The 17274-nt window shown below is 35.6% G+C and carries 25 protein-coding genes; 15 read left to right on the top strand and 10 right to left on the bottom strand.

What is annotated here, in order from left to right; translation table 11 throughout:
- Positions 1–145 precede the first annotated feature (145 nt).
- From ACQKL5_RS07975 to ACQKL5_RS07960, 4 genes are all read left to right on the top strand, one after another.
- Entirely contained in the window at positions 146–904 is a 759-nt protein-coding gene (locus tag ACQKL5_RS07975) for a DNA/RNA nuclease SfsA (protein ID WP_427607780.1), read from the top strand.
- A 26-nt stretch (positions 905–930) separates the two neighbouring features.
- Positions 931–1881, top strand: a complete 951-nt coding sequence (locus ACQKL5_RS07970; RefSeq protein ID WP_427607778.1) for a helix-turn-helix transcriptional regulator — start codon at positions 931–933, stop codon at positions 1879–1881.
- A gap of 283 nt (positions 1882–2164) precedes the next feature.
- Positions 2165–2533 carry a VOC family protein gene (locus ACQKL5_RS07965; protein ID WP_427607776.1) on the top strand — a complete coding sequence of 123 codons (369 nt, stop codon included), beginning with the start codon at positions 2165–2167 and terminating at the stop codon, positions 2531–2533.
- Positions 2534–2900: 367 nt separating this feature from the next.
- Positions 2901–3404, top strand: coding sequence for a GNAT family N-acetyltransferase (locus ACQKL5_RS07960; RefSeq protein WP_427607774.1), 504 nt, complete (start codon positions 2901–2903; stop codon positions 3402–3404).
- Between the two features lie 268 nt (positions 3405–3672).
- On the opposite strand, the gene ACQKL5_RS07955 is transcribed toward ACQKL5_RS07960, so the two are convergent.
- Positions 3673–4056: a VOC family protein gene (locus tag ACQKL5_RS07955; protein WP_427607772.1), complete on the bottom strand. Its 384-nt coding sequence runs from the start codon at positions 4054–4056 to the stop codon at positions 3673–3675.
- A gap of 332 nt (positions 4057–4388) precedes the next feature.
- Between ACQKL5_RS07955 and ACQKL5_RS07950 the strand changes: the two genes are divergently transcribed.
- Both ACQKL5_RS07950 and ACQKL5_RS07945 read left to right on the top strand, forming a co-directional pair.
- Entirely contained in the window at positions 4389–4874 is a 486-nt protein-coding gene (locus tag ACQKL5_RS07950; protein WP_427607770.1) for a GNAT family N-acetyltransferase, read from the top strand.
- A gap of 210 nt (positions 4875–5084) precedes the next feature.
- Positions 5085–5570 (top strand): MarR family winged helix-turn-helix transcriptional regulator, encoded by a 486-nt coding sequence (locus ACQKL5_RS07945; protein WP_427607769.1) that lies wholly within the window; start codon positions 5085–5087, stop codon positions 5568–5570.
- Between the two features lie 197 nt (positions 5571–5767).
- Here the strand turns inward: ACQKL5_RS07945 and ACQKL5_RS07940 are convergent, their stop codons facing one another.
- Positions 5768–5980, bottom strand: coding sequence for a DUF3951 domain-containing protein (locus ACQKL5_RS07940; protein ID WP_427607767.1), 213 nt, complete (start codon positions 5978–5980; stop codon positions 5768–5770).
- 495 nt (positions 5981–6475) lie between these two features.
- On the opposite strand from ACQKL5_RS07940, the gene ACQKL5_RS07935 reads away from it, so the two are divergent.
- A complete protein-coding gene (locus ACQKL5_RS07935; protein WP_427607765.1) occupies positions 6476–7228 on the top strand; it encodes an SDR family NAD(P)-dependent oxidoreductase in 753 nt (250 codons plus the stop codon).
- A gap of 122 nt (positions 7229–7350) precedes the next feature.
- Positions 7351–8085: a glucose 1-dehydrogenase gene (locus ACQKL5_RS07930; protein ID WP_427607763.1), complete on the top strand. Its 735-nt coding sequence runs from the start codon at positions 7351–7353 to the stop codon at positions 8083–8085.
- A gap of 252 nt (positions 8086–8337) precedes the next feature.
- Here ACQKL5_RS07930 and ACQKL5_RS07925 read toward each other — a convergent pair whose 3' ends face one another.
- A complete protein-coding gene (locus ACQKL5_RS07925) occupies positions 8338–8823 on the bottom strand; it encodes a GNAT family N-acetyltransferase (protein WP_427607762.1) in 486 nt (161 codons plus the stop codon).
- A 273-nt stretch (positions 8824–9096) separates the two neighbouring features.
- On the opposite strand from ACQKL5_RS07925, the gene ACQKL5_RS07920 reads away from it, so the two are divergent.
- The 3 genes from ACQKL5_RS07920 to ACQKL5_RS07910 all read left to right on the top strand — a co-directional run bounded on the left by ACQKL5_RS07920 (position 9097) and on the right by ACQKL5_RS07910 (position 10561).
- On the top strand, positions 9097–9645 hold the full coding sequence (locus tag ACQKL5_RS07920) for a GNAT family N-acetyltransferase (protein ID WP_427607760.1): 549 nt from the start codon (positions 9097–9099) through the stop codon (positions 9643–9645).
- 232 nt (positions 9646–9877) lie between these two features.
- Entirely contained in the window at positions 9878–10129 is a 252-nt protein-coding gene (locus ACQKL5_RS07915) for a YesK family protein (RefSeq protein WP_427608088.1), read from the top strand.
- A gap of 186 nt (positions 10130–10315) precedes the next feature.
- Positions 10316–10561, top strand: a complete 246-nt coding sequence (locus ACQKL5_RS07910; RefSeq protein ID WP_427607758.1) for a hypothetical protein — start codon at positions 10316–10318, stop codon at positions 10559–10561.
- A gap of 291 nt (positions 10562–10852) precedes the next feature.
- Here ACQKL5_RS07910 and ACQKL5_RS07905 read toward each other — a convergent pair whose 3' ends face one another.
- The 4 genes from ACQKL5_RS07905 to ACQKL5_RS07890 form a co-directional block, all read right to left on the bottom strand.
- Positions 10853–11494 (bottom strand): DUF4272 domain-containing protein, encoded by a 642-nt coding sequence (locus tag ACQKL5_RS07905; RefSeq protein WP_427607756.1) that lies wholly within the window; start codon positions 11492–11494, stop codon positions 10853–10855.
- 228 nt (positions 11495–11722) lie between these two features.
- Complete coding sequence (locus ACQKL5_RS07900) at positions 11723–12190, bottom strand: DMT family transporter (RefSeq protein WP_427607754.1); 468 nt, start codon at positions 12188–12190, stop codon at positions 11723–11725.
- Between the two features lie 13 nt (positions 12191–12203).
- The gene (locus tag ACQKL5_RS07895) at positions 12204–12632 is read right to left on the bottom strand and encodes a DMT family transporter (RefSeq protein WP_427607752.1); all 429 of its coding nucleotides are present in this window, start codon (positions 12630–12632) and stop codon (positions 12204–12206) included.
- Positions 12633–12660: 28 nt separating this feature from the next.
- Complete coding sequence (locus tag ACQKL5_RS07890) at positions 12661–12849, bottom strand: hypothetical protein (RefSeq protein ID WP_427608090.1); 189 nt, start codon at positions 12847–12849, stop codon at positions 12661–12663.
- A gap of 236 nt (positions 12850–13085) precedes the next feature.
- Between ACQKL5_RS07890 and ACQKL5_RS07885 the strand changes: the two genes are divergently transcribed.
- Positions 13086–13460: a peptidylprolyl isomerase gene (locus ACQKL5_RS07885; RefSeq protein WP_427607750.1), complete on the top strand. Its 375-nt coding sequence runs from the start codon at positions 13086–13088 to the stop codon at positions 13458–13460.
- 116 nt (positions 13461–13576) lie between these two features.
- Positions 13577–14362, top strand: a complete 786-nt coding sequence (locus ACQKL5_RS07880) for a GNAT family N-acetyltransferase (RefSeq protein ID WP_427608086.1) — start codon at positions 13577–13579, stop codon at positions 14360–14362.
- Between the two features lie 151 nt (positions 14363–14513).
- Here ACQKL5_RS07880 and ACQKL5_RS07875 read toward each other — a convergent pair whose 3' ends face one another.
- Positions 14514–14705, bottom strand: a complete 192-nt coding sequence (locus ACQKL5_RS07875; RefSeq protein WP_427607749.1) for a helix-turn-helix transcriptional regulator — start codon at positions 14703–14705, stop codon at positions 14514–14516.
- Positions 14706–14999, bottom strand: a complete 294-nt coding sequence (locus ACQKL5_RS07870; RefSeq protein WP_427607748.1) for a hypothetical protein — start codon at positions 14997–14999, stop codon at positions 14706–14708.
- Between the two features lie 405 nt (positions 15000–15404).
- On the opposite strand from ACQKL5_RS07870, the gene ACQKL5_RS07865 reads away from it, so the two are divergent.
- Both ACQKL5_RS07865 and ACQKL5_RS07860 read left to right on the top strand, forming a co-directional pair.
- On the top strand, positions 15405–15593 hold the full coding sequence (locus ACQKL5_RS07865; RefSeq protein ID WP_427607747.1) for a DUF4017 family protein: 189 nt from the start codon (positions 15405–15407) through the stop codon (positions 15591–15593).
- A gap of 388 nt (positions 15594–15981) precedes the next feature.
- Positions 15982–16656 carry a nitroreductase gene (locus ACQKL5_RS07860; protein ID WP_427607746.1) on the top strand — a complete coding sequence of 225 codons (675 nt, stop codon included), beginning with the start codon at positions 15982–15984 and terminating at the stop codon, positions 16654–16656.
- A gap of 68 nt (positions 16657–16724) precedes the next feature.
- Here ACQKL5_RS07860 and ACQKL5_RS07855 read toward each other — a convergent pair whose 3' ends face one another.
- Entirely contained in the window at positions 16725–17159 is a 435-nt protein-coding gene (locus ACQKL5_RS07855; protein ID WP_427607745.1) for a DUF2383 domain-containing protein, read from the bottom strand.
- Between the last annotated feature and the right edge of the window lie 115 nt (positions 17160–17274).

Genomic DNA, 17274 nt, shown 5'->3' with positions numbered 1-17274 from the left:
CTTTATTTATCAACATCTAATCGTAAAATTCATGCGACTACTGACATACAGTTGTCAGTAGTGTTTTTGTATAATCTAAGTATTATAAAGATAAAGGCGATATTAATTGACCATTGCTTAAAGAGATTACGAAGGAGAATTTACTATGGAAACTAACAATCCATTAATTTTTGATACACCTCTCATTGAAGGTGTAATATACAGACGACGAAATCGATTCATTATGGAAGTTGAGATTGAAGGAGAACTTTGTGACTGCCATTGTCCTACTACAGGTCGTATTGGAGATATCGTTTTTCGTAATATCCCATGCTTGCTTTCAAAAAGCAATAATTTATCAAGAAAGACCCTTTATACAGTGGAGGCAATTTCAGTTGATTTACCATCAAATGTAAACAAGTCATGGATTGGAATTAATCAGAATGCAGCAAATAGATATGTGGAACATTTTTTAAGAAGTGGCCAACTTACTAGTATGGTGAGTAATGGTGAATTAGTAAAGAGAGAACAAAAAGTAGGTAATTCCAAACTTGATTTTCTGGTAGGTAATACTTACATTGAGGTCAAAACACCCCTAACACGATTGCAGGTTGAGGTTAAGGAACATATTGAAACTAAGGCAGGAAGCAGTTTCACCTCATTTGAAAGATTCATAAGACACATGGGGGAATTGGCAGATAGTTTAAATGAAAATGACAAAGCCATCCTTTTAATGTGTTTCCTCTATGATAGTTCTAAATATATTGGCTCTTCTAACGGGGAAAGTAGTAGCTATATTCGGAATTTTGTGCAATCATCAATAAATCGCGGGGTTGAAGTATGGCAGGTTAACTTCAAAATAACCCCTACAGAAGTAAGTCTCGTACGTTATTTTGAAACAACGAAAGATATTATGAATGGTTGATTTCCAGCAAGGGAGGGCATTGTCAATTGAATAAAACAGAGCGTCTATTAGCGATTGTCATGGAATTACAGCGAAGCAAATTACTAACAGCTGATGAATTAGCAGAGGTCTTAGGGGTCAGTGTAAGAACGATCTATCGCGATATGCAGGGTCTGAGTGAAGCAGGTGTCCCCATAATTGGTGAGACAGGATTAGGATATTCTTTGTTGAAAGGCTATTTTCTTCCACCCATTAGTTTTTCTGTAGAAGAGGCAGTATCACTTCTTCTTGGAGCTGAATTCATAGAGAATCGGTTTGATCCTACATTTCGCGAAGGTGCCCGTTCTTCCCGCAGAAAAATAGATGCAATTCTTTCTCTACCCATCCGTGATGAAACAAACCGAATACAAAAGAGCATTCGTCTGCTCCAAAAAGATGAAAAGGACATAATGACGAAGGAGAAAGTGAACTTGGGAATCATTCGTGAAGCCATGTTGGAGGGCAAGAAACTTCGTTTTACATATCACAAACGGATTGCTGAAGCTGATGGGAACCGGGTAACTGTGCGAACTGTATCACCATTCGGTTTGGCACATGATGAGCAGAATGGCTGGTTGTTACTAGCTTCCTGTGACCTACGGGAGGATATTCGCCATTTTCGAGTCTCCCGAATGAGTGACATGACTATGACAGATGATACGTTTCAGATTCCCGATAACTTCAACCTTCAATCCTATCGGCCGAAGGATACCCGTAGCATACGGGTCTGTGCAATCTTTAATTCAGAAATCAAGGATAAAGTTGAAGAAGCAAACAACTATTATATGGAAGCTTCCGAATCAAAAGAGGACGGTTACCATGTCACTTTTCGTGTGCGACAACCGGAAGAATTGCTGTACTGGATTCTTGGATGGGGGGCAGATGTTGTAGTCACTGAACCTGAATCATTAAAAAACCGAGTAAGAGAAGAAATCGAAAAAATGAAAGAACGCTACTGACATACCGTTGGCAATAGGGGCTTGTATAATAAGGATATACAAAATGAAAGTGAGGCTATATAGATGACTTAAAACACCTAGATTGCGAAAGATTATTTTGAGGCGATGGTGAATCAAGATTCTGAAATGATTATGACTCTCTCAGCTGATGACTTTCTATTCCCCGCCGGTGTTGACCTAAAGAGTACAGGTAACCAAATCTATCTGCGACAGTTTTTAAACTCATTTCAGTGTACGACTTATATTAATAAGATAAAAAAAACATATATAAAAGGAGAACATTATGCCAGTAATTGGACCAGACTTCATTTCACTACAAGTAAGCAATCTTGAAAGCTCTGCTGAATTTTATCAAAACTATCTCGGACTCGTCCGCTCACAGGCAGGACCACCTCATGCTGTGGTCTTTGATACTAAGCCTATTGCATTTGCTCTTCGTGATCTAATAGAAGAAGTTGAACTCGGTTCGGGTATTCAGCCTGGACTTGGAGTTGCACTGTGGCTTTATGCCCCTGATACGCAAGAAATTCATGACAAGCTTATTGGAGCTGGCGTAAAGATTACGGCCGCACCAATAGATGGACCGTTCGGTAGAACCTTTACATTTGCCGACCCAGACGGTTACCTAGTTACACTTCACAGTAAAGCCTAATACGCAGATGTATCAAGCTTAAATTCTTACAGATAACCCCCTGATGATAGATATAGGCCGCCATTTGGCGGCCTTTTTAATGTACGAGGCTTACACTAATCATACATTCAAAGTGAAGATTTTCCTTTTTAGAACCAATAGTTCAGGCTATTGATACACTAGCGAATAAAAAAGGCCCCAATTTCTAAAAGAGTTTACAGGAAATTAATGGAATGGTAAACTTGGTTAGCCTTAATACTGGATAGAAAGGCTTAAAGCCTTTATTTCGGAATAAATATAATAGGAGTCGCTGCCAATAACATATACCTATTTTTAAATTTGTTTTGTCTATTTAAAATAGCCTGCAATTTATGATAGGAGTGTAATAATGATTGAATTAAAAACAGATAGATTAAGAATAATTCCGTTGAATGCAGAAAATTTGAAATTACTAATGGATAGTCAAAAGGAAATGGAATTAAAGTTATGTTTATGTGAAACAGAAAATTATCTTGATTTAGAACTTAAACAAGCTCTGGAAATCAGACTTTCAAAATTATTGAATGATGAGCAAAATTATATTTGGTATACAAACTGGCTAATCGTGTTAAAAGATACAAATTGTTATGTTGGTGGAATAATGTTAAAAGGTCTTCCAAATAAAAATGGTGAAGTAGTAATTGGTTATTATACTATTCCTCGATATCAAGGAAATGGTTATATGACTGAAACTATTGTTAATATTAAGTATTGGTTGTTAAATCAGCCTGATGTAATGTCCATTATTGCAGATACCGAAAAAGACAATATTGCATCGCACAGAGTATTAGAAAAAGCAGGAGCAGAAATGTATAAAGAAACAGAAGAATTATATTATTGGAGAATGTCCTGAAAATTTTTTGTTGATTATTGAGAGCCACATAATGGTGGCTCTTTTAATTGGAGTATAAGACGTAAATTAAAATTAATTACTGAATAGGATTGAAATATTTCTTCCCAAATATCAGCGTTAGAGTTATTAGAGGGATCAATTAATATACCTTTTTTAATGTATGATTCTTACACTAATCATACATTAAAATTCAAGTGACAATACTACAGAACTAACGAGGCAAATGAACGGAAGACGAGAAATAAAGAAAGATAAATTTGAACGTTATTTATTCAGTTATTTCTATTTGATTACCTTCGGGTCCCAATATACAACTTTCATAATAACCATCACCTGTTGTACGCGGACCACTTAAAATCCTATATCCTTCTTGTTCCAATTGACTTGTCAATGCGTCTACTCTTTCTTTACTTCCTACGCTAAATGCTAAATGTATGTATCCAGTTATCATTAGGGGTTTTTCGGAAGAAATCATATCAGGACGCGTCATTATCTCAAGTCTTGTACTATCTTCGAATGATAAGAAATAAGCCTCTAATCCAGTTTTGTGATTATGATATTTGGCATTAGATGAAGCATCGAAAAATTTTACAAAGAAATCTTTTGTAGCTTCTAAGTCATTTACGTACATGGCAATATGTTCTATTTTCATTCTTATTCCCCTCGCATTCTTCTATAAAAATATAATCACACTATCATCAATCATTAATAACCAGTTGGAAAATCTCTATTGCTGATTGAAAAAATGGTGCTAATTTTTCTCTTGTTTCGATGCATCTCAGCATGGGATCGTGAACTGTCATTTTGATAAAATTATCGGTCACTTCATAAAAATTGGAAACTTGCTTTTCTTTTAAAACTTATCTCCATTCTAGTTAACCAGTACTTATTTTTTTAAAATACTTGTTATATATTCAATATATGTGTTAAGAAATCCTGTTTACAAATCAAGTTATCGTGAATTAGGAATGGGGGGGCATCCGTTTGATTTCATTTCGTAATATTGACCTATCAAGAGATACTGAAACCATTATTAAGTTTAGAAGAGATTCGTACAGCATTAGTTTCGGCGATGAGAGTTTATACGGAGATAATTACAGTTATTTGAAGAAGATTAACGATAGGCTTATAAAATTTCCTGGTGGGCTTGTTATTGTTGAATTAGATTATAAACAAATAGGACAAGTTGAGTTGCAGATTAAACAAATCGATAATAAAGAGATTGGATATGTTAATCTATTTTACTTAATCTCAGAATACCGTGGGAAAGGATACGGTGGTAAACTAATTGAATTTGCAGAACGTTTCTTTCGCGAATATGGCGTTAATGAATACCAATTGAGGGTATCCCCCACAAATAAAAGGGCGATAAATTTTTATGAGAAAAATGGATTTGATGTATTAGGAATAGAAGAGGAAGATACTGTTCCGAGATTTAGAATGCATAAATTAGTATCTACATCTTCTTAAACAAGCGGGCGCTTTAGTAAAAAAGGGACATCAAAGTAAAAAGAAAGCGTGGAATGATTTGGAGGATATAGGGATAGTGGAAGACTTAATTTCAAACGAAAATATGTAAGATGTTAAAAGTAGGTCCGTAGAGGTGTTATCCAAGAGATTGACGCTCTTTTTTAAAATTTCCTGTATACTATGGATAAATAGAATTTTGGAGGGACGTTTTTGGAGAAGTATGTAAAACACGCTGGCGAAGTACAAGCATTTTTAGCTAAACAACATGGAAACGCATTTGATGCTTCATCGAGTTTGCTCATTTCCGATTTGTATAGCGCCTCTTTACTTGTACGCCATGATATTGAAAAAGAACTTTTAATGAAGCACAAGCTATCTTGGACGGCCATGCTTATGATGTATACACTTTGGGTTTGGGGACCGAGTGAAACAAGAATTATTGCTCAACGTTTGCAATTAGCCCCTTCGTCGGTAACCAGCTTAACGAATACACTTGAAAAAAAAGGGCTCGTTTTTCGTTCATATAAACCACTAGACCGTCGATTGGTGTTAGTGAATCTAGCAGACACAGGAGTCGATTTACTTAAAGTCCTATCTAAAGAAGTAAATGAGAGGGAACAGGTTCATACAAGCAAATTAACAAAAGAAGAAGTGGATGTTTTCAATCGCCTATTACATAAATTACTAAGTAAATAGGTTCGCTTATATAGTATACAAAAAGGTTGTGAGTAGACAAAGAAGTCTGCGCACAACCTTTTTTATTTACCCTTAGTGCTATAACTTGAAGACCATTCGTTTCAAATAGCAACACCAAGTATGGATTAAAAAGCAAGTGGCACAAATGCTATTTTTCAGCTTTACACTACGGTTGAAATGGGAAGAAGAGCATAGTATTATACGGTCTTATCATTATTTGCTTTTTCTTCATATGCAATGTAATGTTTTGTGTCTTGTATAGGGCTATCTCGTTTAATGTTCTCCTTAATTCCCATTGTGATGTCATCATAGGGTGTATACCTATATGAAGGTGTTGACTTCTTTTTTATCATTCGATAACAAACCAAACCTATTATTGAAATAACAAATATAGCATAAACAAATCCCATTAACTAAATCACCCCTTACATTTACCCACCACCTTATTCTATTGCAGTCCATGATATTCCTTTATGAAAACAGCCTATATTTATTACGAGTATAACTTCTGGCGCATAATCAGAGAAAAGATTTTAATCAAATTTCAGAAAGAAAATATGTTATTTCAATTCGAATGATATATAATAAATACGTATGAAAAAGCTATTTTTTGTTTTAAGGTATCAATACCTTAGATTATCTCTTTTATACTTTCATTCAATAGTGATGATTAAAGTAAAATTGTATGGAGTCCCTCCTGTCAGCTAATTAAATGTTTTTTTGACCTGGTGCTTGTATTTGCCTTTTATAAAACAAAGCATTATCTTGGAGGTAGAGTAATCGTCACTAGCTTAAAAACTCTAAAAAGAACAATGAGGGATAGCTAAGATTTTACTAGTCAACAAACTACATGAATGAAGCGGTTATGCTGGAAGTAAAAAACATGTAAGGAGTGAGTATGACCTATGAAATTACAACATAAAGTAGTTATCATCACAGGTGGTGCTGGTGGAATCGGTGCGGGTATGGGACGAGCCATGGCTAAAGAAGGCGCAATCATCGTAGCCGTTGACGTAAACCCTGAAACAGGTGCAAAAGTTGCTGAAGAACTGCAACAAATTACTCCTAAATCGATGTTCATCCAAGCGGACTTAACGGATCATGCGAACTTAAAGAATATTGTTGAAGAGGTAGTTTCTAAATATGGCCGTTTAGATGTTTTGGTAAACAATGCTCACGCTTCTAAACAAGTACCATTCTTAGAAACAACTCCAGAGGACTTGGCTTTATCAATGGACACAGGTTTCTACCCAACTTGGTACTTAATGCAAGCTGCTATCCCTCACTTGAAAGAGACGAAAGGGAACATCATCAACTTTGCATCAGGTGCAGGTATTAAGGGACACAAAACACAAGCTGCTTATTCTGCTGCAAAAGAAGCGATCCGTGGTATTACACGTGTAGTCGCTAACGAATTTGGCGGAGAAGGTATTACTGCCAACTTAATTTCTCCCATCGCAAATTCAGAAGGCGTGCAGGCTTGGGCTAAAGCTCAGCCAGAATACTACAACGAGGTATTGGCAGGTATCCCAATGGGCAAATTCGGTGACCCAGAACAAGATATTGGTCGTGTAGCGGTATTTCTAGCTTCTGAAGATTCCAAGTATATCACTGGTCAAACCTTCATGGTTGACGGTGGTTCCATCATGCTCCACTAAGATTAAACAATCGTACATCTAAGCCGATACTATATATACAGAATTGGCGCATGCTAATAACAACACATACTTGTTTGAGGAAAAAAATACATCAGTAATATAACCTAAAGGAGTGTTTTAATATGACAAGATTATCAGGTAAAATTGCAATCATCACAGGTGCAGCTCAAGGTATGGGCGCGGCTCATGCTAAACTATTCGTAGAACAAGGCGCTAAGGTCGTATTAACGGATTTAAACGAAGAAAAAGGGCATGCATTTGCTGCTGAACTAGGCGAAAATGCTGTATTCGTAAAACAAAACGTAGCAAACGAAGGGGATTGGGCTAATGTAGTTGCTGTTGCTGAAGATAAATTTGGTCCAGTTAACGTATTAGTTAACAATGCTGGTATTACGATGGCTAAAAAAATGATGGATATTTCTGTTGAAGATTACCGTCGTATCGTTGAGATCAACCAAGTTTCTGTATTTTTAGGTATGAAAGCGGTATTACCTTCTATGCAAAAAACGGGTGGCGGTTCAATCATAAACGTTTCTTCTATGAACGGTTTAGTGGCAGGAGCACTTGGTTACACAGACACCAAATTCGCGGTACGTGGTATGACAAAAGCAGCTGCCATGGAACTTGCTGAGTATGGCATTCGTGTTAACTCTGTACACCCGGGCGTCATCGCTACTCCAATGGTTGTACAAGAAGATACAAAAGCAGCAGTTGAAGCATTCTCTAAACATATTCCACTTGGTCGTGTAGCGCAACCAGAAGAAGTATCAAACATGGTATTATTCCTGGCTTCTGAAGAATCTTCTTATTCAACAGGTTCGGAATTTGTTATCGATGGCGGTATGACTGCTCGTTAATCCATACTGTATCAAAGAAAAAACGCCGCAATGTGAATTGTGGCGTTTTTCTATTGCTTGGATTTGAAAGCTGAGATGGATGGGGCAAAGTTAAAGGTAGTGATCATAGACTTTTTTCACCAAGTTCAACCATCCATCCATTTCTTGACCGAGTAGGAAAACCTACAATGGCAAGCCGCCTTCATTTTTTGAATTTCTCCATATAATCTTACTGTTCCATGACCTAGTCTGATATTTTCTGCTAAGGTTTGGTTAATTGTACTTAATACAATAGATAGATTGTATTTCTCCGAATCTGTGGACAGTTTCCCTTAAATTAAATCCTAACTTTTCCAATAACCTACAAGAGGCTCTATTAGCTGTCTGTGTTTCGGCAACTATTTCTGTTAGTTTTAGCTTATTAAAAGCATAGTTGATGATTTCATTAATAGCTTCGGTAGCATACCCATCTCCCCACCATTTTGGAAGCAACTGATAGGAAACTTCAGTTGAGATGCCATGGTGATGGGTGTCTAATGATATCAGTCCAATAAACGCCTTTGTATATTTCTCTCTAACTATGAAATATAACGATTCTGTTGTGGAATGGATCATCTTAGTAAAACTCGCTTGAATGTCCTCGTTACTCTGAGTTCCTCCAAGGTATCTCCGTACTTCTTCATTAATATATAATAGTTTTACATCATCGTAATCATCCATTTGTATAGCTGAAAGTATACATCTATTTGTCTCAAGCAAGATTCTTATCCTTTCCTATAATTAAGATTATTTTTGATTTTCAACGTCCCTCACTGTAAACGTCCGTTCAAATGGAAGGATATCTCCTATTTTCAAAGACATTTAAATCTCTCCCAGAAGGAATATATTCGGGGTGAAACATACAGAACCCTTCTTCCAAGTTCTTGCCGTTAATACTATTACTATGAAGGAGGTCAGGAAGAAGAAGGAGATAACAGGCTAGGTACAGAAATATATGATATAGAAAAAATGTAAGTACTAGGGGGAAATGTAATGGTTTACGAGGAAAACGAATTATTGATTCGGCCAATTATAGAGGAAGATCTACCTCGACTATGGGAGTTAATGTATAAGGATGAATCTCCTGAGTGGAAAAAATGGGATGCTCCATACTTTGAACATAAACATATACCATTTGATGAATTTGTCTCCAAAAAAGAAAGCTATGTGAATCAAGATAATCGGTGGGCAATTGAAGTGAATGGAGAGGTGATTGGAACAGTTAGTTATTATTGGGAACACGAAGCCTCTTATTGGCTAGAAATGGGGATAGGCATTTACACTCCAAATTTATGGAGTGGTGGTTATGGGACTAAAGCTCTTCGTCTGTGGATCGACCATTTGTTTCAAACCTTACCATTGGTACGTGTAGGATATACGACTTGGTCAGGGAATGAACGTATGATTAAACTCGGAGAAAAACTAGGGATGACAATGGAGGCAAGACTAAGAAAATGTCGGTTGTATAATGGGGAATTTTACGACTCTATCCGGATGGGAATTTTGAGAGAAGAATGGGAAGCGAATTCCATAGGGCAATAATTTTTAATCGAGCAAAGTATCCTTGATATAGATGAGTACATAATTGCATAAAAGTCAGCACATAGTATGGAAGATATTAATAATAGAGTAGTGTTGTCGTACCGTGACATAACGAGAATAAAAGATGTTATCCGTATTCACATAGTTGAATCTCAAGGTGAAATCAGTCATTCGCCAATTATTTCGAAAGGGGTAATCTAATGAATTATTTTCTTCTTATACAAGTTACGTTATAACCTTTATTCTTCTAGTTACTTTTGTCATAGCTCTTATAAGGAACAAAAAAATGATTACCACTGCGTGTCCACTTACTTTTATACTTTTAGGCATTATTTATCTCTTATCTGGTCTTTTAATTGTTGGAGGCTTTGAAGGAATGGCTGTTTCTATATACGGTTTTATTTTTTTAGTGCGGGGAGCAATTACACAACTTATAAATAGTCTTTTTATTTCTTACAGGGCAAAAGATACTCATAAATTTTAGACGGTAAATCCGTCTTTTTTTGTGTCATCTTGCGCTGTTTATACAAATAGTGGTACATAAAAATATCAATCAATTTTACATAAATGTTATAATTAGTAAATAAAATGATCATTTGTGATATAGGTATCGGTATTATTCTGGAAATACATAATCTTGCTTAGATCAGGCATATATGGTGGAGGTTTTATGAATAAATATGGCTACTTAGCATTCGGGACATTTTTTGCGGTTGTTTTATACTTTTTTATGGCTCGTGGTCCAAATGCAGATATTAATTTTCATAGTACAATCTGGATTATAATCGCAGTAATAGGGCTTGTATGTGCTTCACTATCTAAGAAATGGTATTCCATTATACCGGGCATCCTTTTAAACAGTTTTGTTATCTTGTTTTCATTGCTGCTTCTTTTTGCAGGGAATTTTGCACCTTAATTAACTTATATGAACAAAGGGGACAGTACCTTCCTTCTTTTATTTTGGCTATGTTAAAGGGAGCGGACGAATTATAATACACAAAAAATGAGCTGGAAAATGTATCTCCCAGCTCATTTTATTTTGCTGTCCGTTTTATACTAAAGGCCCCGTTACTTCAATAAATAAGATTGCCGCAGCAACCTATTTATTGAAGTCAAAAGCCTATTAGTTTAGGAGTAAGGCTCCAGTTCAAACCTTAATCTACCATCTCTAAAGAAGCATAAAAGTTTTTATGACATAAAGGAACATTTAAGTATCTGTACTTACTTCTTCCCATTCTTGGTCCATATAATTTACTAGCCAATTAAGTGTATAATGTCTTTCATAGACAACGCCTTCATCTAGAGATTCTGGGATTATTAAATCATTTAATTGCGCTTCTCTTACTGCCCAATGTGCTCTATAAATAAAATCAAGGCTATCCAATATATCACTGATTGGTTTTAAAGTGGAATTATCCATCAGATCCTGTTTCGTATTACTAAGCACCTTTTCAAAAACAAATTCAGCATTACACGTATCGGCTGGAATCCCTATATCGGATATTAAATTAACGGACCAAAGCAACAGCCATATGCATTCTAATTTCCAAGAGTACTGAATCCCCTCGTTAGAATTGAAGTGTTTTTTTAATAGAAAATTATGTTCTTCTTCAGTAAATAGTTTATTTGCGTTATACCTTTCAATAAATTCCTTAATTTTTTCTGGTGGAGCCTCCATAGCTTTCGCTGCGACAATCGTTAAAGGAATAATTCTGTTTATTATCTCTTCCTTTGTTCTAAGAGAAACGACTTCTCCATTTTCTATAAGCGGTAAATGTTTATTTATTGGAACCTTTAGCCTCTTTAAAATTTTTTCGGATTCTTTTTTTCTTTTTTTTGAACTTTTCACTCCGCACCTCACTAGGGTAATCTCATTCTCCACCAACCACTATTAGAAAAACTATCCACTTACCTTAACAAATACACCGCTTTTATACAACTCCCTTTTAGTTGCATAAAGAAAGAGCTGCCTTAAAGACAGCCCTAATCTTCAGCTAACGCACCCCTTAGTTTAGCAAGGAGCCTGATATGCATCTATCAGGCTCCACTCCGGTCTTATGCTATGAGTTAGTTGATTTTACAGTGCTTCAGTCTCTTGGTTTGAGCGTTTATTACCCTTATATATGAAATAAATGGAAATGATCATAAAGAGTAATGCAAAGATACGTTTACCATCTATTTCTATGACTAAGCTATTGAACCATCCAAAATGATCGATGATTACACCGATTACAAGTTGACCCGTTATTCCAGCAATATTAGTTGCGATGACCCCAATTCTAGGAACGGCCATGACAGTCAGAAGTAGATACATCGTGCCTAAAAATGCGGCACTCAATTGCCACTTTGGTGCATCTAGTAGGCCAAGCACATTGCCTTTACCGAAAAATATAATGAAAACCGTAAGAAACATGGTTCCGGTGAGAAAGGTCAAAAGAGTTGTTTCGAGTGTTCCAGCTTTTCGACTCAATGTACCATTTATGGATGATTGAGCACTTAGTGTAATTCCGCCTAAAAACGTAAATAAAATCATAAATAATCCCATCGTTGTCTACCTCCTAGTTGATTAATATAAGTGCGATAATCATAGAAATAACTGCAAAAATCTTTTCTTTATTAATTTTAGTTTTTTTACTACCTAGCCACCCAAAATGTTCAATGACCATACTCATGACCAATTGTCCGATAATTACCGCAACCATTGTGATACCAACACCTACATGTGGAACACTTATTACAATAGAGGTTAAATAAACAACACCCAAGACGCCGCCAAGTAAGGACCATTTAGGTGCTTCCAATGTATAGGAAATCCGTCCTTTACCAAAAAATAACCACAATAACCCCATGATTATGGAGCCCATAAAGAAGTTATAGAAACTTGTTTCTATCTGTCCAATCGTTTTTCCCAATTCAGCATAGATTGCTCCTTCAAAGCTAAGTGCTGCTCCAGCTAACAGAGCTAGTATATATGATATAAAGCGCATAGATGTTTCTCCTTTTTAATATATTTGTTTATCTAGAAAAATAGATATAATAAAGTAAAAAAACAGAAATCAAGATAAGTAGAGTTTCCGTCCTAAAATAATCACCAATTTGTTGAATGAATTCTTCATTCCGCCTATAGTATGTCCATTGACCATGAAGAATCGATTCAAGTAGACCAACTTTTTGCATCATTTTGAATACATCAATTGGTGCCATGTGTGTCATTTTATATCTAGATTTCCCGATATGTCAAACTGGAAGAAACAAAAAACTTTGGTTATGATTACAATCTGTTTATTAGAAAAAGGTTTATAATGGTAAAAAAGCATATAATTTAAACTTAACCCTCGACTTGTAAAGTAAGTAAAACTAAAAATAATAAGGGGTTAGAAATAATCAAGCCGATATTGCACCTAGTAAAACAATTCTATGAAAAAGAAGGAAGATGAAAATTGAGAAAAATAGTATTAATCTTATTCGTATCCATTCTTTTAACAGCTTGTAACTCTAATAAGTCCGAATTAAGTATTAGCGAATTAGAAGTCGTACCAAGTAAGGTACAAGATGCAATTGACTCTGAAAGTAGACTTCAGTTAATTAATGAAGGGGAAAAGACGTCTTATGTGGTTTTTCAGTCAAAAGGTAAAGTGATTACAGGGCTTGAGGAACAAGGAGATACATTAAAAATAAAGTTAAATGTACCGAAAGAAGATGATGATGTAGTCATCCAACATGTCTATAAGTTAACGTTCAATGGTAAACCGAAAGTACTTCTTGTGTTAGTTAATGAAGAAACGATACCGTTTGATGTAGTTTCAGGTATATAAATCTAAAGGACATGATTACTAGAAATGCAATTGAGTCTATTGCTGCCTAGTGGCGTTTTCACTTAAAGTTTCAAGAGCATTTTATCGAAATGTATTTTTGGAAATGAGGGAATTTTATCAAGGATTTAAAAGAACTTTTAATGCTTGAGCGTTCATACTTAGAAACTATTTCCCATCGAGTGGATACTTCCTGGGGAACGTTATTTTGTAATGAAAACCAACCAAATTATTATGACTCCAATCACGCTCACATTATTGATCAGTGTTTGCATCCAAAGACAGTAGTAGATGAAGTCATCAGTTATTATCAATCAAAAAAGATTAAACCGAGGTTTTACATCTATAATATTGAAGGCCAACAAAATCTCATCAACGAATTAAAAACAAGAAATTTTAGATATGAGGAGTTGGTTAGTCCTATTCAATTGTGGAATAACCAAGTGATTAACATACCGAATAATAATAGAGTGATGATTGAGGTCGTTACAGATGAAAATTATCAAGAAGCTGTCGATGTGGAAAGTAGTATTACAGAGTTTGGAGGAAAAGAATCCATTGAGAAGGTATTTAAAGAACAATTCGATCATCCTTCTTTTACACATTATCTTCTTCGGTACGATGGGAAAGCTTGTTCAACTGCTTGCATTTTTGAAGATGGAGAACAAGCTCGAATGGAAAGTGTGGCTACATTGGAGGAATTTAGAGGGAAGGGCTTAATAGGTGAGTTGATTCAATTTTTACAAAAAGAAGTGAAAAAGAGAGGGCTCAAAGAACTTTGGGTTTTTCCAATAAATGAATCAATAGAAAAAGTGTATGAGAAATATGGATTTCAAACAGTGGCTAAATTAACGATGGGACACGCATTTTCAAGTGGGAAAAGTATTAGTGAGATTCGTGAATAGGTTTTTTTGATTCTAGGCGGATGCTTTTCTCTTTTAAATATGTGTATGGTGATCTTACTTTCAGCGTATCAACATTCATATGACAGGACTCTTCAGAGGTTTAGGAATACATAAAAAAAACCTCGATAGGAGGTCCATTCAAGACTTTCTATTAGGAGTTGGTGAAAAGCTCATCTACTGTGGTATTCAATACAGTGGCTATGTCAAAAGCTAATTGTAAAGTAGGATCGTATTTGTCATTTTCAATGGCGTTTATTGTTTGTCTAGATACCTTACAGAGCTTAGCCAGTTCATCCTGAGATAACTTAGCTGATTTTCTTAATGTTTTAATGTGGTTTTGCATTTAATCACCATACTTTTTCCTGTAAGTTATTAATGTTAACAGATAGATAATTAGGATTAAGGTCAGAAACACCAATGGTGAAATCCCATCATGAGTATTCCCCTGGACCGTTCGGTAAATGGACTCTGCAACGTCTAAAAGTAGCACAACTGTCACTACGATAAATACATAGGATTGAGCTTTCGTGTTGATGAACTTCCTTCTTTCATCACCCTTCTTAGATGATGATGCAACCAAAATCACAATTCCGCAAACTAACAATATGATTGAATACACAAGTTTAACCCAATCCATTTTAGTTTCCTCCTTATCGGAAAATGTAAAAAGTATTTGACACTTTTATTGTATCACGGTCTTTGTAAATGTCAAAATGTTTTTACATTTCTTGTGATTTATTTGGAGTTGTATTTGAAAATTCCAAAAAGGTATTTCGAAGATTTCTCAATTGAAATTCCCTAACAAAAAATGATAGCCTATTCCTCACTCCATCTCCTTGCATAAAATAATGATACGCCAATGAATTGTGAAGGAGTTGATCACTTGAGAGGAAAAAAGAAATCAAACTCCTCTTCTAATAATAGAAGGATATGTTCGTGAATATGGTTGCTTTATAGTAGTAAGTATTAAAATCTATAATCTATAATAAATAGTTAACCAATTGCAGTTTGATTGGTACAAAGAAGGGAGGATAAAGAATCTATGAAAAAAATCACTCTGCCATTATTAGCCTATTTTATTGTATGTATAATAACTGTCTTTTTTCCAGCGTCTGATGGATATAATACGGTGGGATGGAAATTAGTAGTTGGACAAATTTATGCAATTCCAGTTTTAATCGTTGTTTCGTTAGTCACATATTTTGTGAGCAAAAGACATTCGCATAGATAAGTAAAACCTAAAATGGATGGCTACTGCTATCCGTTTTTAATTTCATTACACTATCTTCGCTAAATGATAGACGTGAATGATATGTGGTAATGTTCATCCCCCCATCTGCCTTGTTATGCACTGATACAGCAACGAATGAACTGCACCTCCAATTGTAAGATGTGTCTAACAATAGGGGTGCAGTTCACTTAGGGTGTTTTTGTAATAGAAGTCCAAGTTATATTAATAAGCAGCTTATGATTAGACAGAATGGATTGTAAACGATAAAGTCCCAAACAGGATATTTGAGAATAAATGATTTCTAATTTAGTATGAACGATACAGGGTTCTTTTGTAAGAATTAACGAGCTTTGGAAGTTCATAATACATAATAAAGGAGAGATTTTTTTTGGATAATCATTCTTTTCAAGAAGTTATACGCAATCGAAGTTCAATTCGTCAATTTCTTTCTACACCTGTTGAAGAAGAAGTTCTACGTGAAATTTTAGAGGATGCTCAAGCTACCCCATCGAATTGCAATACTCAGCCTTGGGATGTTCATATCGTTTCAGGTGAAAAGAAAGAGGAATTGAAGAAAGCCCTCTTAAATATGGGAGAACAAGGGCAAATCACGCCTGATTTCACCTTTGATTTAAAAGATTATTATGGCCGCTATGCTGAACGACAAATAGAACAGGCCCAAACATACTATGGAGAATTGCAAATAGCTAGAGAAGATCACGAAGCCCGTCAAAATGAAGTGAAGCGAAACCTGACATTCTTCGATGCACCACATGTTGCGTTCCTATTCATGCCTTCATTCGGTGATAATGTACGTGTCGCTTCTGATATTGGCATGTATGCCCAGTCGTTTCTTTTATCACTGAAAGCACGTGGGATAGGAAGTGTTCCTCAGACAATCTTAGGATTTCACGCTGACACGGTTCGCCAAGTATTAGGTGTATCCGATGATAAGAAGTTATTGTTTGGCATATCCTTTGGTTATCCTGATCAAGAAGCAAAAGTAAATAAGTTTCGTGTGGGACGCGACTCTATCGAAAACAATGTAACGTTGCATAACTGATATGACGAGAAAAGGGCGTAATCCGATAGGGTGGATTACGCCCTTTTTATAATGAGTAGGATTTGTTTTTAGGAATGTAAAAGAGACTTTAGGTAATCCACATGTTCTCGGTCTTTATCGAGGATTTTATGGACTAGATTCAGACTTTCTTCATCTAACTTATCTCTTACTAGCTTCTCGGACATTTTTATCCCGTATAGATTTTCCCCCTTGATTGCATGTTTTATGATTTCTTCCTCTGAATTGTAGTTTTCCACTACATTTACAATTCCAGCTTCCATCTTACCGATTATGCCTTCACTTGTTACGGGTGTACCCCCTAGTTTCTGAATTCTCTCGGAAATAAGGGCAGCATGATTTTTCTGGTCTTTTTGAATCGAAATAAACGAATCCTTTAATGTGGAATGTTGCAGCTTTTTTATAAAGTGTTCATAGGCGTGAATGCCCATGTATGAGCCCTGTAGGAATTTGTTCAGCGTCTTGATCGTTAGTTCTTGATCCAATCCTATCACTCCCTTGCATTAATCATTTTATTATTCCATTTAAAGTAAGAAATATTACTTGGAGTAGGCGGAAGGAGGATTACTCTTTGATAAGTAGAATAACTTACAGATAGAA

This window comes from Peribacillus sp. NPDC097675, assembly GCF_050277655.1.
Lineage (GTDB): Bacteria > Bacillota > Bacilli > Bacillales > DSM-1321 > Peribacillus.
Note: the sequence above shows the minus strand (reverse complement) of the source record. Positions and strands in the feature narration are given on the sequence as shown.